Consider the following 22,315-nt stretch of genomic DNA (forward strand, 5'->3'; position numbering starts at 1 on the left):
ATTTTTCTCGCAATAATTTACAAACCGCGTAGTGCCCGTCATCTGTACGCTCTGGTTTTTACTTTGCGCTACATCAAGAAAAGTTCAAACACTTTTGATGCAAATCACTACATATAGAATTTAAAATGCACGCCGACCCAACATGTTGTATTAATCGACTACAATTGCTACAACGACAAAACACCGCCTGAGGGCAAAATTGTGGATAACATGGGTCTGGATTGCGGGAAGTCATTGGATAAAGAGATGAATAAGCCCAACACGGCTTCCCCAGCCTCTGTGGATAACCTGTTCTTATAAATATGGAGTGATCATGACACCGCATGTGATGAAACGAGATGGCTGTAAAGTGCCGTTTAAATCAGAGCGCATCAAAGAAGCCATTCTGCGTGCAGCTAAAGCAGCGGGAGTCGATGACGCAGATTACTGCGCCACCGTCGCAGAAGTCGTTAGCAGCCAGATGAATGGACGTAGCCAGGTCGATATCAATGAGATCCAGACCGCGGTTGAAAACCAGCTGATGTCCGGTCCGTATAAGCAGCTGGCGCGCGCCTACATTGAGTATCGCCACGATCGCGATATCCAGCGCGAGAAGCGCGGCCGCCTGAACCAGGAAATTCGCGGCCTGGTGGAGCAAACCAACTCCGCGCTGCTTAACGAAAACGCCAACAAAGACAGCAAAGTGATCCCGACCCAGCGCGATCTGCTGGCCGGTATCGTGGCGAAACACTACGCCCGTCAGCACCTGCTGCCGCGAGATGTCGTACAGGCGCACGAGCGGGGTGATATCCACTACCACGATCTGGACTACTCGCCGTTCTTCCCGATGTTCAACTGTATGCTGATCGACCTGAAAGGCATGCTGACTCAGGGCTTCAAAATGGGGAATGCGGAGATCGAACCGCCGAAGTCCATCTCCACCGCCACGGCGGTGACCGCGCAAATTATCGCTCAGGTCGCCAGCCATATTTACGGCGGCACGACCATTAACCGTATTGATGAAGTGCTGGCGCCGTTTGTCACCGCCAGCTTTAATAAGCACCGTAAAACTGCCGATGAGTGGCAGATTCCGGATGCCGACGGCTACGCGCATTCGCGTACCGAAAAAGAGTGCTACGACGCATTCCAGTCTCTGGAATACGAAGTAAACACGCTGCACACCGCTAACGGTCAGACACCGTTCGTGACCTTTGGCTTTGGGCTGGGCACCAGTTGGGAATCGCGACTGATTCAGCAGTCGATTCTGCGCAACCGCATCGCGGGTCTCGGCAAAAACCGCAAGACTGCCGTGTTCCCGAAACTGGTGTTTGCCATTCGCGACGGCCTGAACCACAAATTTGGCGATCCGAACTACGACATTAAGCAGTTGGCGCTGGAGTGCGCGAGTAAGCGCATGTACCCGGATATCCTGAATTACGATCAGGTCGTGAAAGTGACCGGTTCGTTCAAAACGCCGATGGGCTGCCGCAGCTTCCTCGGCGTCTGGGAAAACGAGAACGGCGAACAGGTACACGATGGGCGCAACAACCTGGGCGTAATCAGCCTGAACCTGCCGCGCATCGCGCTGGAAGCGAAAGGCGACGAAGCGACGTTCTGGAAACTGCTGGATGACCGTCTGGTGCTGGCGCGTAAAGCGCTGATGACCCGTATCGCCCGTCTGGAAGGCGTGAAAGCGCGCGTGGCGCCCATCCTGTATATGGAAGGCGCCTGTGGTGTGCGTCTGAAAGCCGACGACGATGTCGCAGAGATCTTCAAAAACGGTCGCGCGTCGATTTCGCTGGGGTATATCGGTATTCATGAAACCATCAACGCCCTGTTCGGCGGCGAGCACATGTACGACAACGACACACTGCGCGCCAAAGGCATCGCGATTGTCGAACGTCTGCGCCAGGCGGTGGATCAGTGGAAAGACGAAACCGGCTACGGCTTCAGCCTGTACAGCACGCCGAGTGAAAACCTCTGCGACCGCTTCTGCCGTCTGGATACCGCCGAGTTTGGCGTGGTGCCGGGCGTAACCGATAAAGGCTATTACACCAACAGCTTCCACCTCGACGTGGAGAAGAAGGTGAACCCGTACGACAAGATCGATTTCGAAGCGCCATACCCGCCGCTGGCGAGCGGTGGCTTCATTTGCTATGGCGAGTATCCAAACATTCAGCACAACCTGAAAGCGCTGGAAGACGTGTGGGATTACAGCTATCAGCACGTGCCGTACTACGGTACCAACACGCCGATCGACGAGTGCTATGAATGCGGCTTTACCGGTGAGTTCGAGTGTACCAGCAAAGGCTTTACCTGCCCGAAATGCGGTAACCACGACGCCGCCCGCGTCTCCGTCACCCGCCGCGTCTGCGGCTACCTGGGCAGTCCGGACGCACGTCCGTTTAACGCCGGTAAGCAGGAAGAAGTGAAGCGCCGAGTTAAGCATTTAGGTAACGGGCAGCTCGGTTAAGCAGGCAGTATTATTGCCCGGCAGAGCGACGCTTTTCGCAAAGCAACTGGCGCCAGGACAAGGCGGAAAGTCAGTGAATCCCGGGGAGCTTACAGTCGTAAGTGACCCGGGTGAGCGAGCGCGGCCAACGCAGTAATGGCGTCAATTGAGAAGTGAAGATGAATTATCACCAGTACTACCCTGTCGACATCGTCAACGGCCCCGGTACCCGTTGCACATTGTTTGTTTCAGGTTGTGTGCACGAGTGCCCCGGCTGCTACAACAAAAGCACCTGGCGGCTGAATTCCGGTAAACCGTTTACCAAAGAGATGGAAGACCAGATCGTTAACGATCTGAACGACACGCGTATTCACCGTCAGGGAATTTCGCTTTCCGGCGGCGATCCGCTGCATCCTCAAAACGTACCGGATATCCTGAAACTGGTGCAGCGCATTCGTGCTGAATGTCCGGGAAAAGATATCTGGGTGTGGACCGGCTACAAGCTCGATGAGCTCAACGCCGCGCAAATGCAGGTAGTGGATCTGATCAACGTGCTGGTTGATGGCAAATTTGTGCAGGATCTGAAAGACCCGGCGCTTATCTGGCGCGGCAGCAGCAATCAGGTTGTGCATCACCTGCGTTAACAGGCTTGTTTATTTCCGCAACATACTGAAACAGCGGACAAACGGCTCTCAAAAACGGCTCACGCACTCCATCGCCACCGCTTTAAAGTCGGCGAAATTCTGGCAGGCGCACAGGCGCGTCATGGCGCGCTCGCGCAGGAAGGTCACGAAAATATCGTAGATCGCCATCGCTTCTTCGTATTCACTTTTGCTGATGGCGAGTAAAAAGATGACGTGCGCGGTTTCATCTCCCCAGGCAATACCCTGCGGCGCCAGCACCGTATAGACCACCGTTTTTTTCGCCAGCAATCCGAGGGCGTGGGGCAGCGCGATGCTGTCGCCGAGCATAGTACTGACAATGGCTTCACGCTCGGCCACCGAATCAAGAAATTCGGCATCGACAAAGCCTTCACGGTGCAACTGATCGCACAGCGTTTTAAACAGCGTCTGCCTTTCCATCTCACCGTCAATAATGCGGAAATGGGCGGCGTCGAAGTATTTGTTCAACATCCACGGACGGGTACGGTCGACCAACACCAGCTTGCCGATCTGCTCCAGTTGATAGTCGGTGGGAAACGGCGCAATCTGCACGACCGGTTTGTCTTTTTCACCGACCCGCGCGGTGGCAATCACAAAATCCTCTGCGATGCTTTCGCGCTGTTCGTAGTCGCGCAGCGTCAGCGTACGAACAATTTCAATCTGCGGATATTTACGCGCCAGTACCGCTTCAATCATCCGCACCATCGCGTTACCCGCATCGCAGACCAGCAGAACCTTCGGTTGCCGCTGATAACCAATGTTGTAACTACGTTCAAGCCCTACGCCAATATGCAGCACCAAAAAACCGATCTCATTTTCGCTGATGCTATAGGGCGTGTATTTCCCCCAACTGGAGACGGCCGCCAGCGTCATGTCCCACGCCATTGGATAATGCTGTTTGATGTTTTCCAGCAGCGGATTCGGCAGCATGATCTGGTAGCGCACCCGGGTGATCATCGTTTTGATATGGGTCAGCAGATCCGCATGTAATTGCTTGTCATTCAACAAGTTGTAGTTGTACTGGCTATTGATAAAACGCAGGATGTAATTCACCAGCGCTTCTTCGTCGTCGGCGTTGATCGCGCTCGGCGCAATCTCCTGCACCTGGCGGGCGGCAATATGCACCTTTAGCCAGTTTTCTTCCGACACCGAAAGCGGATGATTCGCCAGATGCTGGATCACACCGGCAATCTCACGCGCCGCCAGGCAGACATTTTCTTCCACTTCTTCGGTGGCAAATTCCGACAGCGGATAGCCTTCGCTGATGCGGCGCACCGCCACCGCACAGTAAAGGCGTAAAAACAGCTCGCCTTCGTCGGTCAGGCGAATGTGAAAACGGTTAAAAATATCCTCAAGGACAGGCTGCAACTGCGACGGCACGCCTGCGTACAGCGCCTCTTCCATCACCAGCGGATTCGCCGGATCCTGCTGTACCAGCGTCCATAACAGATCGGTCAGACAGGCGCGGATCGCCATCTCGCTGCCAAACAGCTTCATGCCATGACGCGGGCGGGTTTCCAGCGTCAAATGGTAACGCTGCAGCCATTCGCGCACGTCCGCCATGTCGTTTTGCAAGGTCGCCCGACTGACAAACCATTCATCAGCTAAATCTTCCAGCTTGATGGAAAAGGCAGAAGTCAGAAAGCGAACCATCAGATGATACACGCGTTCCTGGCTGGTGCGCGGAATGCGTAGCGCGCTGGGCTGCTGCGCCTGTAAGGTCTGAAAACTGGCCGGGTCATCGATCCTGAGCTGATAACCGTTTCCCCGGCTGAGGATAAACTGCGCGCCGTGCTGGGTCAGCAGAGCGTTAAGCGCCGTGATATCGGCACGAACAGTACGCGTGGAGACCGACAACCGCTGCGCCAGCTCATCCTGCGGCAGCGTCTCGTTTTGCAACATCGCAAACAGTTGCGCTAAACGTTGGTTGGGGAATCGCACGTCACTCTCCTCGTTTTTTTAGCCTAAGCACGTCCGGGTGAGCGCCAGCAGCTGGCGCACATCGTCCGGACGGGTATTACCGCTCACCTTATCAATAATTGAACTATAAATGTGAGGAATGATTTTGCTCACACCCGCGTCCAGCGCAATCTGCAAAATCTCGGCATAGTTATCGAGATCAATACCGCCCGTCGGCTCCAGCCAGAAGTCATAACGCGCACAGGCTTCGGCTACCGCTTTAAATTCATCGCGGCATTTCAGGCCGCCCATCGGGAAGTATTTGATGGAACTGCCGCCCATATCCTTGAGCAGGGCAATGGCCGTTTCGACCGGAACTATGCCGTCAGCGGCGCGGCTGCTTAGCGGCCCGGTAGAAATCTTCACCTTTCCCGGCGTGCCGGTAGGCGACACCAGTCCATTCACCACCGTTTCGCCCTGCCCCAGCAGCGCGCGGCTGGTCCCCACGCCGGTGAAAACCTGATTGACATGCTGCGGCTGCACCTGACGCGAGATCTCACTCACCATCGCCGACTGGTTCGGGTCGCCCGCGCCAAGCCCTACCGACAGCGCGTTATCGATCAGTTGGGCATACTCGCGCATATCAGCCACGGCGCTGTCGACATCCGGGTAATGTTTAGAGAGCACGCCGACCAGCACATGTCCTTCCGCCGCCGCGTAGATCTCACGGGCGTTATCCTTCGAGCCTGCCAACACGTTCAGGCAAACGCGATCGCGGTAAAAATTAGGGGTCAGTTTCATGCTGTTTTCTCCTGGTTAATCACCTCGCCAATACGGCGCGCCACAATCTCCAGTTGCGCGCGGTCTACGCTGCGCACATCTGCTTCAATAATCCCTTCGTTGGCTTTGTACCCGCGGAAATAAATGGCGTATTCGCCCTGTTTGAGCGCCTCTACCAGTTCGCCGGTCGCGATGCCGGTCACCGCTTCATCGAATTTAATCTCAGCGCGCGCGATGTCGCGTCCGGCGCTGTCCCACACCACGCGGGCGCTTACGCCGTTCAGGGTGTTCAGCGTGTCGATAAACGGCGTCATTTTTTCCACCATTTCCGCCCCGCTCTCTTTTTGCGCGTTCAGGTAAAGCTCAATGGCGCAGGTCAGGCCGAGGATGCCCTCTTTACCGACCTTCATCGCCCGGCCAATGCCCGCCGTCTGACGTTTCACCCATTCCACATACTGGGTTTTGCCTATCACCAGACCGCTGGTCGGACCCTCAATGGCCTTCGCGCCGCTATAGATCACCAGAGAAGCGCCGGCGCGGTAGTAGCACTGCAAATCTTCTTCCGCTGCGGCATCGACGATCAGCGGCAGATTGTGTTTGCGCGCCACCACCACCGCCTGCTCGACGCTGAGCATACTTTTCTGTACGCAGTGGTGGGACTTGATATAGAGGATGGCCGCAGTACGCGGCGTAATCGCCGCCGCCAGTTGGGCTGCGGAGCATTCGTTGGCATAGCCAGCCTCCACCAGCTTACCGCCGCCGAGGGCCACCATTGTGCCGACCGGCGCGCCGAAATTGACGTTATGGCCTTTCGGCAGCACGATTTCGTTCTTTTCTATGGGCGTAACGTGGAGGTTTTCCAGCAACCAGTCGCTGTCCTGCACCAGAACAGCAGCCACCGACTGGGCAATGCCCGCTGACGCGCAGGAGACCACCGTCGCGCCTTCCACCTCCAGCAGTTTCGCAATGTACTCGCCGGTTTTATTCACCAGATCCTTCATTTCAAAGTACTGATTCATCCCGGCCATCGCCGCGTCTACAACTTCCGGGCGCGGCGTGGAAACGCCCAGCGCCGTCATGCGGCCCGAGGTATTAATGACTTGTTTTAGATTGTATTTCTCAAAAATTGAAGGCATGTTCCGCGCTCCCTTGTTCGGTCATATAGCCCTTGCCCGCGCGAATCGCGGCAAGCGGCACTAACAGCATGTCAGCCTGTAAGCTGTCGTTTTCAGCATCCACCAGCACGGTGGGCTGGCGTTGAAGCGTAAAGAGGGTGAGATCGGCGTCCTGGCCCGGCAGGAGGCGACCTTTATTTTTCAGACGCAGCCCTTCGGCGGCGTTAACGGTCACACAGTCGATGACCTGCGGCAGCGACATGCCGATAGCAAGAAATTTCGACATCACGTTGGCAAGCGAATGCACCGGACCGCTGATGCGGTTGCGGCAATAAATGTCCGAACTGATGGTGTGCGGCAGAATGCCTAAGCTGATGGCGCGCTTCGCCACCGCAAAGCTCAGGCTGGCGGTACCGTGACCGACATCAAGCCGCACGCCGCGCTGAATCGCCCGGGTGACCGAGGCGCGCAACGCCCCTTCCGGCGTCAGAATGCGGTTAGGTTTGCCGTTGTAGCAATGGGTGATAATGTCGCCGGCACTCAGTAGCCCGGCAATGTCATCCAGATTCGGCGGGTTATTGCCGATATGCACCATCAGCGGCAGTTCGCCGTTCTCTTTCTGAATGGCTTTTGCGCGCGCCAGCGGGGTGATGCCGTTTTCACCGACCACACTGCTGCTCATGCGCGCTTTCAGGCCGACGATAAAGTCCGGGTGACGCTTCACCGCCTGCTTTACCGCGTCGGCGTCAATATTCGCCATGTTCGCCAGTTCATTTTGCGCAATCAGCCCGACGCGGGAGATATTAAGCAGCGCATACACCTCCGTCGCCGCGTCGCGGGTAAGGGTGTAGAAATCATCAATATCGTCAGCACCGGTACTGCCTGCATCCACGACGGTGGTCACGCCGGTTGCAATGCCGACGCTGTCTGGCTCGTCATAATAAATGGGGGATTTCGGATAGCAGTGAACGTGAGAGTCAATCCACCCGGCGCTGGCGTAGCATTCGCCGCGTAAGTCGACGGTTTTCACCGCCGGATCGTTTATCTCGCCCAGCGCGGCAATTTTGCCGTCCTTTATCGCGATATCGCATACCGTGTCGTCGACCAGACGTGCACGGCGCAGGAGTAAATCAAACATGTCACTCTCCTGTTTGCGCGGGCGATTCTACGCCCGCCGGGATGATGTGCCGGATAGTGGCGCCACTGCCCTATCCGGCCTGGAGGCGGTCATCAGCTGATCGCGATCGGGAAGATGGAGCCTAAAATCATGGCGCCGAGGATCGCGCCGCCGGTGATCGGTTTTTGCCAGATATAGAACAACAACGCGCCCAGCAGCGACCCCACGCCAATCGGAATAGAGGCGGTCATCGCGCTCAGAATAATCAACGGTCCCAGGAAACGGCCAGAGGCGTTACCGGCCCCCATCATGACGTCCGCCCCGTAGGTCGAATCGCTCTGGTTGATGGTGAATTTACGCGCCAGAATGATGACGTAACCAATCGCCAGGCCAATCGCCAGACCGGTTACCAGAGAGGCGATAAAGTTCTCGACCGGGAAAATAATGCCAGCGCCGAGCAGCAGCGCCGGAACGCCCAGGCCAACGCCAGTCTGAATGGCCCCGCCGATATCCAGAATCCCCACCAGCGAACCTTCAATAATGCGGGCGAACAGGAAGCTGGCGCCAAACGCCGCAACCGCGCCGTAGGAGCCGGTATCCATCCCCGCCTTCAGCATCGCCACAAAAGCCACTTCGTTAAACGCGCCGATACCGTACAGGTAGTACATGTGCGTCCCGGCAAACACGCCGGAAGAGAGCAGGCCAACGAAGATCGGAAACGACCAGTCGGCAAACCAAAAACCTTTATTCTGTTCCATTGTGGCCTCCGTTATTTGCCGCTAAGCGAGTTGTGGATCAGTTCGAGCCAGTTCGGCACGGTCATGTGGAAGGATTCGATCAGCTTCATATCGAAGCCGCGGAAGAAGCCGCTCAGGACAAACAGCAGCACAATGGCGGCCATCATGACTTTGGTGACGTGGTTCCAGCCGCTCTCTTCGACGCCCTTGCCGATCAGAATACCAAGCACCAGCCCCGGAACGGCGTTCCCCATAATCAGCTGCGCCGCGCCGCCGAAAACGGTCGCCCAGAAACCGGATTTCTTACCGGCGTCGATCGCCGCCAACCAGAAGATCACCGGCATCACGGTGTTGACCAGCAGGTTTGCCGCAGGCACCAGCACTTTCACAGCGGTGACCTGCAAGGCTTCCGGCACCGAGGAGGCGGTAAGGTTCAGGAAGGTCACCACGATCATGCCGATGATGCCGCAGGCAATCGCCATCTTTTTCGGATCGTGCAGCGTTTCACCCACGTTGCGGTTTTTGAGCATCAGCGCCGCCGCGCCCCAGTTCGGTATGATGCGGTGATCGACGTCCTGAGTGAATGCCCCCGCCGCCACGGAGGACGCCCAGGCGTTGAAGAAGAAGCCCAGGCCGAAGGAGAAGTGAGAAGCCGGATCCCCTTCGCAGGAGTTCAGTTCCCCCAACGTACGAAATGCGCCCATCCCCTGTGTGGTAGGCGCATGAAACATGCGTGCAGCCCCGGCACCCACACCTACGCCGACCAGGCCGCCGATGATGAGCGATTTTATTAAAATTATCAGGAACATAGTTATGCCTTTTTAACAAGAATCAGCGTTGCGAGACAAAATCCACCTTGTCCAGATTGATGGCTGTCACGTTGACGGTCACGTCCAGCTCCACGCTGTACGTCCGCCTTTCGCGGCGCAAAAAGAAGAACAGAAACGCTTCTTTTCGTACCGATTCACGCGCCTGAACAACCTGCACATCCTGTGGCTCAATACGCAGTAAAATATGCGGCGATGCCTTCATGACCGCAGCCTGAACGTGGTTCAGGGCATCGGCAAAGGCGCGCGCTTTGGCTTCGCCTTTCCCGGAGACTCTCACCGTGGTGGTGAATTGTTCTTTCATACTCAGGCGCCGTACTTTTTCTGCCAGGCCTGCACCAGACGTTCGCCAAGCTCTTCTTTATCCATAAAGCCGAAACCCAGCACGTTGCAGCCTTCGTTAATCGCCGTTACGCCTTCATCCACTGAGCGCATCCCGTATTTGGCTTTATAGCCATGTTTGTTTTGCGCGGTGATCGCACCTGCGCCGCCGCTGCCGCAGAAAGAGATGCCGAAGGTGGCATTTTCCGCTTTCATAACGTCCCCCAGCTTCATATCCGCCGCCACGCCCGGCACCACTACCGCACGGCCGCCCGCTTTCTCGACGCCTGCCGCCACTTTCTGGCCTTTTCCCAGACGATCGCCAATCACAACGGTAATTTGTTCCATTATTTGCTCCTTAAAGATTGTCTTTCGCGACTTCGAAGTGGACCGACAGCAGCCAGGCTTCTTCCTCGGGAAGATTGCCAAACGCCGCCACCACGTCGCGGGCAAGCGCCATTGATTCGGCGGATATTTCATCAAATAAACTGGCTTCCACTTCCGGCAAAGGCTCGCCGGTCACTGACCGGTGCGCCATGGCGCGAACATGAGACGTCAGCATTTGTTCCTGTACGGCGTTGGGAATGATGTGATGTTCACGCAGTAATGCGTACACCTGCGCCAGCATGCGATCGGCCAGTGCCGCCGTCTGCGCCACCTGTTCCCCCATGTCGTTCATTACTGCTCCGTTATTCACTCGTCTTACCCCGTTAATGGCTCTGGGTTAAAACTAACGGCGGAGGTAAAAAGTTTGTAGCGAGTTGTTTTCCACTTCGAAGTGGAAAGGCGAGTGGCGATAGTGATCTGTTCCACAGAAAAGGCGGTTTTGCTGATTTATCGCTGGAAAAGTGTGATTTGTATCGAGAAATGAAGCGGAAACGAAAGGAGGAAAACGAACAATGCTATTGATGGAATAAGTTGAGAAGTGTGATGGGTATTACGTTTACTTATGGGTGCGAAGCAATGCCGGATGACGCCGCAAAGCGTCTTATCCGGCCTGTCGCGCGTTTGCCGCCTGAGGCGGATTATTGTCCGGCAATCTTCATTTCCGGCAGAAGAACCGAACCACACTGAATATTGCTGCGGGTTTCGATATCGTTACCGACAGTCACGATATTGCGCCACATCTCTTTTAAATTCCCGGCGATGGTGATTTCACTTACCGGATACTGGATTTCGCCGTTCTCCACCCAGAAGCCGGCCGCGCCGCGCGAGTAATCACCGGTGATGCCGCTTACCCCCTGGCCCATCAGTTCTGTCACCACCAGCCCGGTGCCCATCTCTTTCAGCATCTGCTCAAAGCTCAGCCCTTGTCCGGCAATACGCCAGTTGTGAATGCCGCCCGCATGGCCGGTGCTTTTCAGTCCCAGCTTGCGCGCGGAATAGTTGGTCAACAGCCATTGGGTCAGAATGCCGTCTTTAACGATGTCACGGCGTTCCGTGCGCACGCCTTCGCTGTCGAACGGTGACGACGCCAACCCTTTACGCAGGTGCGGATGTTCTTCAATTGTCAGCCAGTCGGGAAGAATTTGTTTACCCAGCGAATCCAACAGGAAGGTGGATTTACGGTACACCGAGCCGCCGGCAATCGCGCCAACCAGATGGCCGAACAGTCCGGTCGCCACTTCATTAGCGAAAATCACCGGCGCTTTCATGGTCGAAAGTTTACGCGGCGCCAGGCGGGACAGCGTACGACGCGCGCACTCGGCCCCAACCCACTCAGGCGTTTGCAGGTCGCCCAACGCGCGGCCAATCGTGTAGGCGTAGTCACGCTCCATATCGCCGTTCTCTTCGGCGATCACGCAACTGGACAGCGAATGACGGGTAGAGCAATAGCCCTGCAGCATACCGTGGCTGTTCCCGAACACTTTAATGCCATAGTGGCTGTTAAAGCTGCCGCCCTCGGTGTTGGTGATGCGCTTGTCCGCCTGTAAGGACGCCTGCTCGGCGCGCGCCGCCATCTCAATAGCTTCGTCCGGGGACACGTCCGCCGGATGGAACAGATCGAGATCCGGCGCATCGAAGGCCAGCAGCTCTTTATCCGCCACGCCTGCGCACGGATCCGGCGAGGTGTAGCGCGCAATGTCCAGCGCCGCCTGTACGGTACGGGCAATCGCCTGCGGACTGAGGTCGGTGGATGACGCGCTGCCTTTACGGTTCTGGTGATAAACGGTAATCCCCAACGCGCCATCGCTGTTGAATTCAACATTCTCCACTTCACCGTAACGTGTGCTCACGCTAATGCCGGTGGTTTTGCTGACGGCGACTTCCGCGCCGTCGGATTTGCCTGACGCTAACGACAGCGCTGTCGAGACCGCTTCTTCCAGAATCTTACGCTGCGCTTCAACTTGTGAGATTACTTTCATCGCAAATGCCATACTGTAGAGAGAGTTTCTCTGAAGTCTAACAGAGAACCGTTTTTCAGTGCGCATCTTAACTGGTAACATTAGCCTCTTTTTTTTAAGGAGCCTGAGATGACAAAGCAGCCCGAAGACTGGCTCGACGACGTTCCCGGTGATGACATCGAAGACGAAGACGATGAAATTATCTGGGTCAGCAAAAGTGAAATTAAACGCGATGCCGAGGAATTAAAACGCCTGGGCGCAGAAATTGTGGATCTGGGGAAAAACGCGCTGGATAAGATCCCGCTGGATGCGGATCTGCGGGCCGCCATTGAGCTGGCTCAGCGTATCAAGATGGAAGGCCGTCGCCGCCAGCTGCAGTTGATTGGTAAAATGCTGCGAAGCCGTGACGTGGAGCCAATTCGTCAGGCGCTGGACAAGCTGAAAAACCGCCACAACCAGCAGGTGGTGCTGTTCCACAAGCTCGAAAACCTGCGCGATCGTTTGATCGTCGAAGGGGATGACGCGGTCGCGGAAGTCCTGAACCTGTGGCCCAATGCCGACCGTCAGCAATTACGATCGCTGATCCGTAACGCGAAGAAAGAGAAAGAAGGAAATAAACCGCCGAAATCCGCGCGCCAAATCTTCCAGTATCTGCGCGAACTGGCGGAAAACGACGCGTAATAGCGTGTGGCAATCTGCCGGATAGCGGCGCGTGCGCCTTGTCCGGCTATCGAGATTGCGCATTGTCCAGGCCCGGTAGGCGCCAGCGCCACCGGGTACTGTTTTACTCTGCGGCTGCCGCTTTCTTCGCCAGCCCATCCAGTAACTTCTGGTGGATACCGCCAAACCCGCCGTTGCTCATCACCAGAATGTGATCGCCCGGCTGCGCGGTTTTCACGACCATCTCCGCCAGCGCGTCAACGTCTCCGCTCCAGTGCGCAGGCTGTACGCAGGCCTCCGCCACTTCAGCCACCTGCCACGGAATATGCGGCGGCTGTAGCAGATACACCTCATCGGCGCGGCCTAATGACGGCGCCAGATCGTCCTTACACAGACCCATTTTCATGGTATTGGAACGCGGTTCCAGCACGGCGATAATGCGCGCGGTGCCGCCCACTTTGCCGCGCAGCGCGGCAAGGGTCGCCAGGATCGCGGTCGGGTGATGGGCAAAATCATCATAGACGGTCACGCCGTTCGCTTCGCCACGCAGTTCCAGACGACGGCGGGCGTTAATAAACGACCCCAGCGCCGTTGCGGCATCCGCAGGCTGAACGCCGACATGACGCGCAGCGGCAATCGCCATCAGGCCGTTGTGCATGTTGTGCTCGCCCACCAGCGACCACTTCACTTCGCCCACTTTTTCACCATCCAGCCACACTTCCCACTCAGAGGCATCGACGTTCAGCTTCTTCGCCTGCCAGTGGCCCTGCTCGCCCACCAGCTCCTGCTCGCTCCAGCAGCCCATCGCCAGCGTCTGCTTGAGGTTAATATCGTGTTCCGGCCAGATAATCCGTCCCTGGCCCGGTACGATGCGCACCAGGTGGTGGAACTGTTTCTGGATCGCTTTCAGATCGTCAAAAATATCCGCGTGATCGAACTCGAGGTTATTGAGGATTAACGTGCGCGGGCAGTAATGAACAAACTTGGAGCGCTTGTCGAAAAAGGCGCAGTCGTATTCATCGGCTTCAATCACGAAGAAATCGCTTTCGCCCAGACGCGCTGAGACCTCGAAGTTGCCCGGAACGCCGCCGATCACAAAGCCAGGCTTGTAGCCACAGGCTTCCAGGATCCAGGTCGCCATGCCAGCAGTGGTGGTTTTACCGTGGGTGCCTGCCACGGCCAGCACCCAGCGGTCGCGCAGGACAAAATCATGCAGCCACTGCGGGCCGGACATGTACGGGATGTTTTTTTCCAGCACCGCTTCAACGCACGGGTTCCCACGCGTCATGGCGTTGCCAATGATCACCAGATCAGGCTGTGGGTCGAGCTGACTGGCGTCATAACCCTGAATCAGATCAATACCTTGATTTTCAAGTAACGTGCTCATCGGCGGATACACATTGGCGTCCGAACCTGTTACTTCATGACCGAGTGAGCGCGCCAGCATCGCCAGGCCGCCCATGAAGGTGCCACAAATTCCCAAAATATGAATGCGCATACGTCACTATCCTTTTTTAATCTGCGGGCCATTTTACGCATATGTCAGGCAAGTGAGAAACGCATTTCAGGATAATCCGTACTTTGCTGGCGCGATTCACCTGAGCGCAGCCCCTGAAATATTTGTTAAGATTGTTACGGTCGCTTTACTCCATATCAATTGCAGGGAAAGTGTTATGAAAACGTTAGGTGAATTTATTGTCGAAAAGCAGCACGAGTTCTCTCATGCTACCGGTGAGCTCACTGCTTTGCTGTCGGCAATAAAGCTGGGCGCCAAGATCATCCACCGCGATATCAACAAGGCCGGTCTGGTCGATATCCTGGGTGCCAGCGGTGCTGAGAACGTGCAGGGCGAGGTTCAGCAGAAACTCGATCTGTTCGCGAACGAGAAACTGAAAGCTGCACTCAAGGCGCGCGATATCGTCGCGGGCATCGCCTCTGAAGAAGAAGACGAAATCGTCGTTTTTGAAGGCTGTGAACACGCGAAGTATGTCGTACTGATGGACCCTCTGGATGGCTCGTCCAACATCGATGTTAACGTCTCTGTCGGAACCATTTTCTCTATTTATCGTCGCGTGACCCCGGTTGGTACGCCGGTGACGGAAGAAGACTTCCTGCAGCCAGGCAACAAGCAGGTTGCCGCGGGCTACGTGGTGTACGGTTCTTCCACCATGCTGGTGTACACCACCGGCTGCGGCGTACATGCCTTTACTTACGATCCGTCGCTGGGCGTGTTCTGTCTGAGCCAGGAACGCATGCGCTTCCCGCAGAAAGGCAAAACCTACTCCATCAACGAAGGCAATTACATCAAGTTTCCTAATGGTGTTAAGAAGTACATCAAATTCTGTCAGGAAGAAGATAAGCCGACCAATCGTCCTTACACTTCGCGCTACATTGGCTCACTGGTGGCGGACTTCCACCGCAACCTGCTGAAAGGCGGGATCTACCTCTACCCAAGCACCGCCAGCCATCCGGAAGGGAAGTTGCGCCTGCTGTATGAGTGCAACCCGATGGCGTTCCTCGCCGAGCAGGCGGGCGGTAAAGCCAGCGACGGGAAAGAGCGTATTCTGGATATCATTCCGGAAAGCCTGCACCAGCGTCGTTCGTTCTTCGTCGGTAACGATCATATGGTTGACGACGTTGAGCGCTTTATTCGTGAGTACCCGGACGCATAAAGATGACAGACGGCATGCGCAGGCCGGATAAGGCGAAACCGCTATCCGACCTGCGTTTTGCCGTTACGCCGTCTGCAGTTTAAAGGTCGCCATCGCGTCGATTAAGGCATGAGACTGCGCTTCCAGCGAGCGGGTGGCCGCAGAGGACTGCTGCACCAACACCGCGTTTTGCTGCGCGGTTTCATCCATCTGGCTAACCGCGATATTAACCTGCTCAATGCCGCGGCTCTGCTCCTGTGACGCGCTGGCGATTTCCCGCATTAGCGACGTCATGCGCATCACTTCGCTGGCGATCTCATCCATCGTTTCGCCCGCCTGCATGGCCAGATCGCTGCCTTCGTTCACCTGCGCCTGAGAATCGCCGATAAGCATACGGATCTCTTTCGCCGCCTCGGCGCTGCGGCTCGCCAGGTTACGCACCTCGCCTGCCACCACGGCAAAACCGCGCCCCTGCTCCCCGGCCCGCGCCGCTTCCACGGAGGCGTTCAACGCCAGGATATTGGTCTGGAAAGCAATGCCGTCGATCACGCCAAGAATATCGGCGATCCGGTGTGAACTGCCGGAAATATCGCGCATTTTCTCAATGACATAACAGACCATTTCGCTACCGCGGTCGGCGGTGTCAGAAACAGACTTTGCCAGCCGGTGCGCCTGGTCGGCGTTTTCCGCATTCTGCTTCACCGTCGCGGTAAGCTCTTCCATGCTGGCGGCAGTTTGCTCCAGCGATGTCGCCGTCGATTCAGTACGCGAAGCGAGATGCAGATTGCCGGCGGTCAGCTCACGACTGCCGGTGTCAATTTGCGCGCTGGCGTCACGGACGCGCCTGACGGATTCACTCAGCGCCACGCGCATCCCGGCAAGCGCCGACTGTAGACGATTGAACTCGGCGCTGGCATAACGACTTTCAACAGACGATAAATCCCCCGTTGCCAGACGCTCCAGTTGCTCAACCGCATTATCAAGCGGCTTCAGGAGTTGGTTACGCAGCAGCAACCAGACCACCATCAGCAGCGCAATGGCAGTCAGCGTCGCGCCGGTCATGATCCCATAGTAGAACCAGGAAGTGATGATGCGGGTGGAGGCGTACATCCCCATACTGCCCGTCAGCAGCAACAGCAGGGTAATCAGCGACAATAAAACCAGCAGGGAAAGTCGTAGGGAGAGGGATTTTGGCATCGTTATTTTCCGGTTGAAGTCTGTACAGAAACTATCGACAACAACCGGAAAAAGTTTAGGTGATTACGCGATGCCTGCGTTTCACTTTGGTAAGACCGAGGGGGATATTCTGCGTACCGGCGCGTTTTGCCGGTTCTCCCACAGCACCGTCAGGCCGCGCTGTAACGCGATGAAGATAAATAACAGGATCCCGATGGCGATTTTCGTCCACCACGAACTGAGCGTGCCGTCGAAATTAATATAGGTCTGAATCAGCCCCTGAATAGCCACGCCGAACAGCGTACCGAGCACTGTGCCGACGCCGCCGCTCAGCAGCGTGCCGCCAATGACCACCGAAGCGATCGCGTCCAGCTCCACGCCAACGCCCGCCAGCGCGTAACCGGCCTGGGTATAGACAGAAAAAACGATTCCGGCGAGCGTCGCCAACCCGGTGGACAGCATATAGATGCGAATGGTGGTGCTGCGCGTTGAAATGCCCATCAGGTTTGCCGAGGTCGCGTTGCCGCCAATGGCGTACACCTGATTCCCAAACCGCGTGCGGTGAGCCAGAAAAATGCCTGTCACCACCACCGCCAACATCAGCAGACCCATTGCGCTCAAACGCCCGCCGCCGGGGATCTTCCACGCCAGGCTGGAAAGGGTATCGTAAACAGGATGGTCAATCGGAATCGACTCTTCAGACACCAGATAGCTGACTCCGCGCAGAAAGAACATCCCGGCAAGGGTGATGATAAACGCCGGGATCTTCAGCGCGTCAATCAGTAATCCCATAAACGCGCCGAAGGCGCAGCCCATCGCCAGCACCAGTGGAAACGCCAGCAACGGCGACACGCCCCAATAACCAATGGCTTTCGCCAGAAATACGCCAGTGAAGGCGATCACCGAACCGACAGAAAGATCGATACCGCCGGAGAGGATCACAAAGGTCATCCCTACGGCGATGATGCCGAGAAAGGCGTTGTCAGTGAGAATATTGCAGATCACCCGCGTGGAGGCGAAGCCGGGAAACTGGGTCAGGCAGTACAAATAGCCCAGCACAAAAACCCCGAGGGTGATCATCAGCGGTAGGTTACGTTTTATCACGACCACGCACTCCTTTTAGCAAACTGATAAAGCGCTGCGACTGGACAATCAGCACGCACAGCACCACGACGGCTTTGACGACCTGATTCATTTCCGGCGGGAATCCGGACAGTAAAATGCCGGTGTTCATGCCCTGAATGATCAGCGCCCCCACCACCGACAAAAACAGGTTGAAGCGTCCGCCCATCAGCGAGCCGCCGCCGATAACCACCGCCAGAATGGCGTCCAGCTCCAGCCATAGCCCGGCGTTGTTGGCGTCGGCGCCGCGTATATCCGCCGCAACGATGATCCCGGCAATCGCCGCGCACAGCCCGCTGAGCACATAGGTGAGCATGACGATGATCCGTGTATTCACGCCGGCGTTTTTGGCCGCGCGAATGTTAATGCCTACCGCTTCAATAAACATACCGAGCGCGGTTTTACGGGTCAGCAACCAGAACAGCAGCAGAGTGATCAACGCCACGATCACCGGCGTCGGAAACAGCAGCAGGGATCCGCTGCCAAACCAGGAGAGCGCAGGCGAGCTAAAGGTGACGATCTGCCCGGAGGTGATCAACTGCGCGACGCCGCGCCCGGCCACCATCAGGATCAGGGTGGCGACAAACGGCTGGATTTTCAGGATCGCCACCAGGACACCGTTCCATAATCCGGCGAGGATCCCCGAGCCAAGCGCGGCGAGCAACACCACCGGCAGGCTGTGTCCGGCGACGGTCATGGCCGCGGTGGTGGCCCCCGCAATGGCCATCACCGCGCCGACAGAGAGATCGATGCCGCCGGTAGCGATCACCAGCGTCATACCGATCGCCAGCAGCGCCACAGGCGCGGCGCGATTGAGAATATCGACAGGGCTACCGAACAGACGGCCATCCTGCAGGACAATCTGGTAAAAATGCGGCGCAACCAGACTGTCCACCAGCAGCACCAGCAGGAGCGCTATCAGCTGCGGCGTCCCGGTCGGCCAGCGAAAGCGTCGCTTTGGCGAGGTGCTTTGCGGGAGAGATTGAGGCATCACAAAAGTCTCCTTACGCCGCGATGGCGTTCATGATCGCCGGAACAGAGAGTTCAGCCAGGGGGATCTCCGCCACCTGTTTTCGGTCGCGCATAATGATGACCCGATCCGCATAACCGACCAGTTCCTCCAGCTCCGAAGAAATCACCAGCAGCGCCAGACCGTCGGCGCAAAGGGTTTCGATCAGCCGGATGATCTCGGCATGCGCGCCGACGTCAATCCCGCGGGTGGGTTCGTCGAGGATCAGGAACTGCGGTTTGGTCAGCAACCAGCGCGACAGCAGCACCTTCTGCTGATTGCCGCCGGAAAGAAACTCAATCGGCTGTTCCGCGCTGGGCGTGCGTATACCAAGCTGGCGAATAAAACGCGCCGCAATGTCGTTTTGCTCCTTGCGCGGGATCGGCCTCAGCCAGCCGCGCTGAGCCTGGAGCGCCAGAATGATATTTTCCCGTACCGATGCGGCGGCAATGATACCGTCGGTTTTCCGATCCTCCGGACAAAACCCGATCCCCTGGCAGGATGCCTGATGCGGCGATCGCAGAGCGTGCGGTTTGCCTTTGATCTGCGCGCTGCCGCTGTCTGCCGGCTTGATGCCAAAGATCACTTCCGCGGTTTCCGTCCGCCCGGAGCCTAACAGCCCCGCCAGACCGACGATCTCACCGGGGCGCACTTCCAGATCGAACGGGGCGATCGTCCCTTTCCTGCCATACCCTTTGAACGCAGCGAACGGTTTGTCGCTCAGCAAGGTGCGTCCCGCGCGCTGAAGCGCGTTGGTTTCCAGCTCGCGTCCCAGCATCATTTTCACCAGTTCGATTTGCGGCAGCTCGCGCGTTTCACAGCAGCCAACAACGCTACCGTTACGTAAGACGGTGATCCTGTCGCTCACGTCGTAGACCTGATCGAGGAAATGGGTCACGAAGATCAGGCTGACGCCGTTGTCGCGCAAGCGGCGCATCAGACCAAACAACATCTCCACTTCCTGGGTGTCAAGGCTGGCGGTCGGCTCGTCGAGGATCAGCACTTTTGCAGAGAGATCGATAGCCCGGCAAATGGCGACGATCTGCTGCATTGCCACTGAAAAGCGGTTTAGCGGCTCGCGCACGTCGAGCGAGAAGCCGTAAGACGCCATTAGCGCCGAGGCGCGTGTTTCCATCTCCTTGCGCCGCAACAGGCCAAAACGCCGGGGCTCACGGCCAATAAACAGATTATCCGCCACCGACATGTTTGGCAGCAGGTTAACTTCCTGATACACCGTACCAATGCCCAATTGCTGTGCATGGGCGGTATTCCGGGGTGAGATCGCACGGCCTTCCAGAAATATCGTACCGCGATCGGCGTGATATACCCCGGTCAGCGCTTTAATCAGCGTCGATTTCCCCGCGCCGTTTTCCCCCAGCAGCGCCATGATTTCGCCGCGCCGTAGCGTGAAGTCGACGTTATCCAGCGCTTTGACGCCCGGGAAGAATTTACTCAAGCCCTCGGTACGGAGGATCGCCTGGTGTTGAGCAGTGGTCATGGTTCCTCCGGTACATTCTGAACCCGCTTTACCGTAGGCCGGGTCAGCGTCGCGCCACCCGGCCTTGTCAAACAATCAGTAGCCCATATTTTTCTTCTTCTCTAACTCTTCTTTCGCGGTGTCCGGCAGATAAAGCGTCGATTTGGTGATGGTCACTTTTTCCGGCATCGTGCCGTCTTTCTTGAATTTCTCGAGCGCGTCGAAAGCCGGACCCGCCATGTTTGGCGTCAGTTCAACGCTGGCGTTGGCATCACCGTCAATCATCGCTTTGAAGATGTCGGGCACGCCGTCGATGGAACCGGTGAGAATGTCTTTCCCTGGTTTCAATCCCGCCTCTTTTATCGCCTGAATGGCGCCAATCGCCATATCATCGTTGTGGGCGTAAACCATGCAGATGTTCTTGCCGTTGTTTTCCGCTTTGATAAAGCTTTCCATCACCTCTTTGCCTTTACTGCGGGTAAAGTCGCCAGACTGGGAACGGATAATTTTGATGTTTGGCGCATTGGCGATGGCTTCTGCAAAGCCTTTCTTACGGTCGATAGCCACGCTGGCGCCGACTGTTCCCTGCAACTCAACCACGTTACACGGCTTACCGTTCACCTCTTTGATCAGCCAGTCGCCTATCAGTTTGCCTTCAAGGACGTTGTCGGCGGTCACCGTCGTCATATAGAGAGATTTGTCTTTGACATCGATGGAGCGGTCGAGCAGAAAGACCGGAATTTCCGCATCCTTCGCTTCCTTCAGCACCGGTTCCCACCCTGTCGCAACCACCGGCGCAATGAAGATAGCGTCAACCCCTTGCGCCACGAACGAGCGCACTGCTTTAATCTGGTTTTCCTGCTTCTGCTGGCCGTCGGCGATCTTCAGCGTAATCCCCCGCTTTTCGGCCTCGCTTTTCGCCACGTTGGTCTCGGCGGCGCGCCAGCCGGACTCTGAGCCGACCTGCGAAAATCCTACGGTTAAGGGGGCGGCCATCGCCATAGACGACATGGCTGCCGAAACTGCTGTGACTAAAAGTAAGCGCTTCCACATAACTGTGTCCTCGTAGGGTGAGTTTTTGTTGGTTAAGAAACAGTCGCGAAAAAACTATAGACAATCGAATATGTAACGAATTGCGTTACATCACACTTCAAAAAAGTAAATAGAACGTTAATCACAAGTTTGTAATCGCTTTCATTTACCTATGAAAAAAGCGGCTGAAGATATGGATTTTCCTGTCATGCGAGCGCGCTAAAAAGGCCATGCGGGAGGGAGGTAAAAACAAAATCAGGCGAAGACATTCGGCGCGAGATAGCTATAATACTTGCCACTTGTTTACGACACAGTTAAAGGAAACAGACATGAGCTTACTCAACGTACCTGCGGGTAAAGAGCTGCCGGAAGATATCTATGTAGTGATTGAGATCCCGGCTAACGCAGATCCGATCAAATACGAAGTCGACAAAGAGAGCGGCGCGCTGTTCGTTGACCGCTTCATGTCCACCGCGATGTTCTATCCGTGCAACTACGGCTACATCAACCACACCCTGTCTCTGGACGGTGACCCGGTTGACGTACTGGTCCCAACGCCGTACCCGCTGCAGCCGGGCTCTGTGATCCGCTGCCGTCCGGTTGGCGTGCTGAAAATGACCGACGAATCCGGTGAAGATGCGAAACTGGTTGCAGTGCCGCACACCAAGCTGAGCAAAGAGTACGATCACATTAAAGACGTGAACGACCTGCCGGAACTGCTGAAAGCGCAGATCACTCACTTCTTCGAGCACTACAAAGACCTCGAAAAAGGCAAATGGGTGAAAGTTGACGGCTGGGACAACGCCGAAGCCGCTAAAGCGGAAATCGTTGCTTCCTTCGAGCGCGCCGCGAAGAAATAAGTTCGTTACGCGATAAAAACCCTGAACGTCGGGCATCGGCGGATCAGGGTTTTTTTATGCCTGACGAAACGCCTTAACCGGCCTAACTTCCCCT

21 protein-coding genes are annotated in these 22,315 nt (G+C 56.5%); 5 read left to right on the top strand and 16 right to left on the bottom strand.

Features of this window, described 5'->3' with window-relative positions; translation table 11 throughout:
- The first annotated feature begins 313 nt into the window (after window positions 1-313).
- Window positions 314-2,452, top strand: a complete 2,139-nt coding sequence (nrdD, locus tag OOJ60_RS13370; RefSeq protein ID WP_205612715.1) for an anaerobic ribonucleoside-triphosphate reductase — start codon at window positions 314-316, stop codon at window positions 2,450-2,452.
- Between the two features lie 158 nt (window positions 2,453-2,610).
- A complete protein-coding gene (gene nrdG / locus OOJ60_RS13375; RefSeq protein ID WP_042289432.1) occupies window positions 2,611-3,075 on the top strand; it encodes an anaerobic ribonucleoside-triphosphate reductase-activating protein in 465 nt (154 codons plus the stop codon).
- 48 nt (window positions 3,076-3,123) lie between these two features.
- Here nrdG and OOJ60_RS13380 read toward each other — a convergent pair whose 3' ends face one another.
- From OOJ60_RS13380 to pmbA, 10 genes are all read right to left on the bottom strand, one after another.
- The gene (locus OOJ60_RS13380; RefSeq protein WP_205612716.1) at window positions 3,124-5,034 is read right to left on the bottom strand and encodes a BglG family transcription antiterminator; all 1,911 of its coding nucleotides are present in this window, start codon (window positions 5,032-5,034) and stop codon (window positions 3,124-3,126) included.
- An 18-nt stretch (window positions 5,035-5,052) separates the two neighbouring features.
- The gene (dagF, locus tag OOJ60_RS13385; RefSeq protein WP_042289437.1) at window positions 5,053-5,793 is read right to left on the bottom strand and encodes a 2-dehydro-3-deoxy-phosphogluconate aldolase; all 741 of its coding nucleotides are present in this window, start codon (window positions 5,791-5,793) and stop codon (window positions 5,053-5,055) included.
- Window positions 5,790-6,908, bottom strand: a complete 1,119-nt coding sequence (locus OOJ60_RS13390) for a DgaE family pyridoxal phosphate-dependent ammonia lyase (RefSeq protein ID WP_042289439.1) — start codon at window positions 6,906-6,908, stop codon at window positions 5,790-5,792. The genes dagF and OOJ60_RS13390 overlap by 4 nt, the downstream gene beginning before the upstream one ends.
- Complete coding sequence (locus OOJ60_RS13395) at window positions 6,892-8,025, bottom strand: amidohydrolase/deacetylase family metallohydrolase (protein ID WP_199957015.1); 1,134 nt, start codon at window positions 8,023-8,025, stop codon at window positions 6,892-6,894. The genes OOJ60_RS13390 and OOJ60_RS13395 overlap by 17 nt, the downstream gene beginning before the upstream one ends.
- 92 nt (window positions 8,026-8,117) lie before the next feature.
- Complete coding sequence (locus OOJ60_RS13400) at window positions 8,118-8,762, bottom strand: DUF4310 family protein (RefSeq protein WP_042289444.1); 645 nt, start codon at window positions 8,760-8,762, stop codon at window positions 8,118-8,120.
- A gap of 11 nt (window positions 8,763-8,773) precedes the next feature.
- Window positions 8,774-9,550 (bottom strand): DUF4311 domain-containing protein, encoded by a 777-nt coding sequence (locus tag OOJ60_RS13405; protein ID WP_042289446.1) that lies wholly within the window; start codon window positions 9,548-9,550, stop codon window positions 8,774-8,776.
- A 22-nt stretch (window positions 9,551-9,572) separates the two neighbouring features.
- Window positions 9,573-9,872, bottom strand: a complete 300-nt coding sequence (locus OOJ60_RS13410; protein ID WP_042289449.1) for a DUF4312 family protein — start codon at window positions 9,870-9,872, stop codon at window positions 9,573-9,575.
- Between the two features lie 2 nt (window positions 9,873-9,874).
- Window positions 9,875-10,237: an SFCGS family glycine-rich protein gene (locus OOJ60_RS13415; protein WP_000435389.1), complete on the bottom strand. Its 363-nt coding sequence runs from the start codon at window positions 10,235-10,237 to the stop codon at window positions 9,875-9,877.
- 10 nt (window positions 10,238-10,247) lie between these two features.
- A complete protein-coding gene (locus OOJ60_RS13420; RefSeq protein ID WP_060570912.1) occupies window positions 10,248-10,586 on the bottom strand; it encodes a glycine dehydrogenase in 339 nt (112 codons plus the stop codon).
- Between the two features lie 328 nt (window positions 10,587-10,914).
- Window positions 10,915-12,267, bottom strand: a complete 1,353-nt coding sequence (gene pmbA, locus OOJ60_RS13425; protein ID WP_042289456.1) for a metalloprotease PmbA — start codon at window positions 12,265-12,267, stop codon at window positions 10,915-10,917.
- Between the two features lie 96 nt (window positions 12,268-12,363).
- Between pmbA and yjgA the strand changes: the two genes are divergently transcribed.
- On the top strand, window positions 12,364-12,915 hold the full coding sequence (gene yjgA / locus OOJ60_RS13430; RefSeq protein WP_060570913.1) for a ribosome biogenesis factor YjgA: 552 nt from the start codon (window positions 12,364-12,366) through the stop codon (window positions 12,913-12,915).
- Between the two features lie 103 nt (window positions 12,916-13,018).
- Here yjgA and mpl read toward each other — a convergent pair whose 3' ends face one another.
- On the bottom strand, window positions 13,019-14,392 hold the full coding sequence (mpl, locus tag OOJ60_RS13435; RefSeq protein WP_060570914.1) for a UDP-N-acetylmuramate:L-alanyl-gamma-D-glutamyl-meso-diaminopimelate ligase: 1,374 nt from the start codon (window positions 14,390-14,392) through the stop codon (window positions 13,019-13,021).
- Window positions 14,393-14,567: 175 nt separating this feature from the next.
- Between mpl and fbp the strand changes: the two genes are divergently transcribed.
- Window positions 14,568-15,566, top strand: a complete 999-nt coding sequence (fbp, locus tag OOJ60_RS13440) for a class 1 fructose-bisphosphatase (protein ID WP_042289463.1) — start codon at window positions 14,568-14,570, stop codon at window positions 15,564-15,566.
- Window positions 15,567-15,629: 63 nt separating this feature from the next.
- On the opposite strand, the gene OOJ60_RS13445 is transcribed toward fbp, so the two are convergent.
- The 5 genes from OOJ60_RS13445 to ytfQ form a co-directional block, all read right to left on the bottom strand.
- On the bottom strand, window positions 15,630-16,742 hold the full coding sequence (locus OOJ60_RS13445) for a methyl-accepting chemotaxis protein (RefSeq protein WP_205612717.1): 1,113 nt from the start codon (window positions 16,740-16,742) through the stop codon (window positions 15,630-15,632).
- A gap of 81 nt (window positions 16,743-16,823) precedes the next feature.
- On the bottom strand, window positions 16,824-17,825 hold the full coding sequence (gene yjfF, locus OOJ60_RS13450; protein ID WP_042289465.1) for a galactofuranose ABC transporter, permease protein YjfF: 1,002 nt from the start codon (window positions 17,823-17,825) through the stop codon (window positions 16,824-16,826).
- A complete protein-coding gene (gene ytfT, locus OOJ60_RS13455; protein WP_042289468.1) occupies window positions 17,812-18,834 on the bottom strand; it encodes a galactofuranose ABC transporter, ATP-binding protein YtfT in 1,023 nt (340 codons plus the stop codon). The genes yjfF and ytfT overlap by 14 nt, the downstream gene beginning before the upstream one ends.
- 13 nt (window positions 18,835-18,847) lie before the next feature.
- Window positions 18,848-20,350 (bottom strand): galactofuranose ABC transporter, ATP-binding protein YtfR, encoded by a 1,503-nt coding sequence (ytfR, locus tag OOJ60_RS13460; protein WP_205612718.1) that lies wholly within the window; start codon window positions 20,348-20,350, stop codon window positions 18,848-18,850.
- Window positions 20,351-20,425: 75 nt separating this feature from the next.
- Window positions 20,426-21,382 (bottom strand): galactofuranose ABC transporter substrate-binding protein YtfQ, encoded by a 957-nt coding sequence (ytfQ, locus tag OOJ60_RS13465; RefSeq protein ID WP_042289469.1) that lies wholly within the window; start codon window positions 21,380-21,382, stop codon window positions 20,426-20,428.
- Between the two features lie 308 nt (window positions 21,383-21,690).
- On the opposite strand from ytfQ, the gene ppa reads away from it, so the two are divergent.
- Window positions 21,691-22,221, top strand: coding sequence for an inorganic diphosphatase (ppa, locus tag OOJ60_RS13470; RefSeq protein ID WP_042289473.1), 531 nt, complete (start codon window positions 21,691-21,693; stop codon window positions 22,219-22,221).
- The last annotated feature ends 94 nt before the right edge of the window (window positions 22,222-22,315 follow it).

Source organism: Citrobacter sp. R4 (genome assembly GCF_026719175.1).
In the GTDB taxonomy this organism is placed as follows: Bacteria; Pseudomonadota; Gammaproteobacteria; order Enterobacterales; family Enterobacteriaceae; genus Citrobacter_A; species Citrobacter_A sedlakii.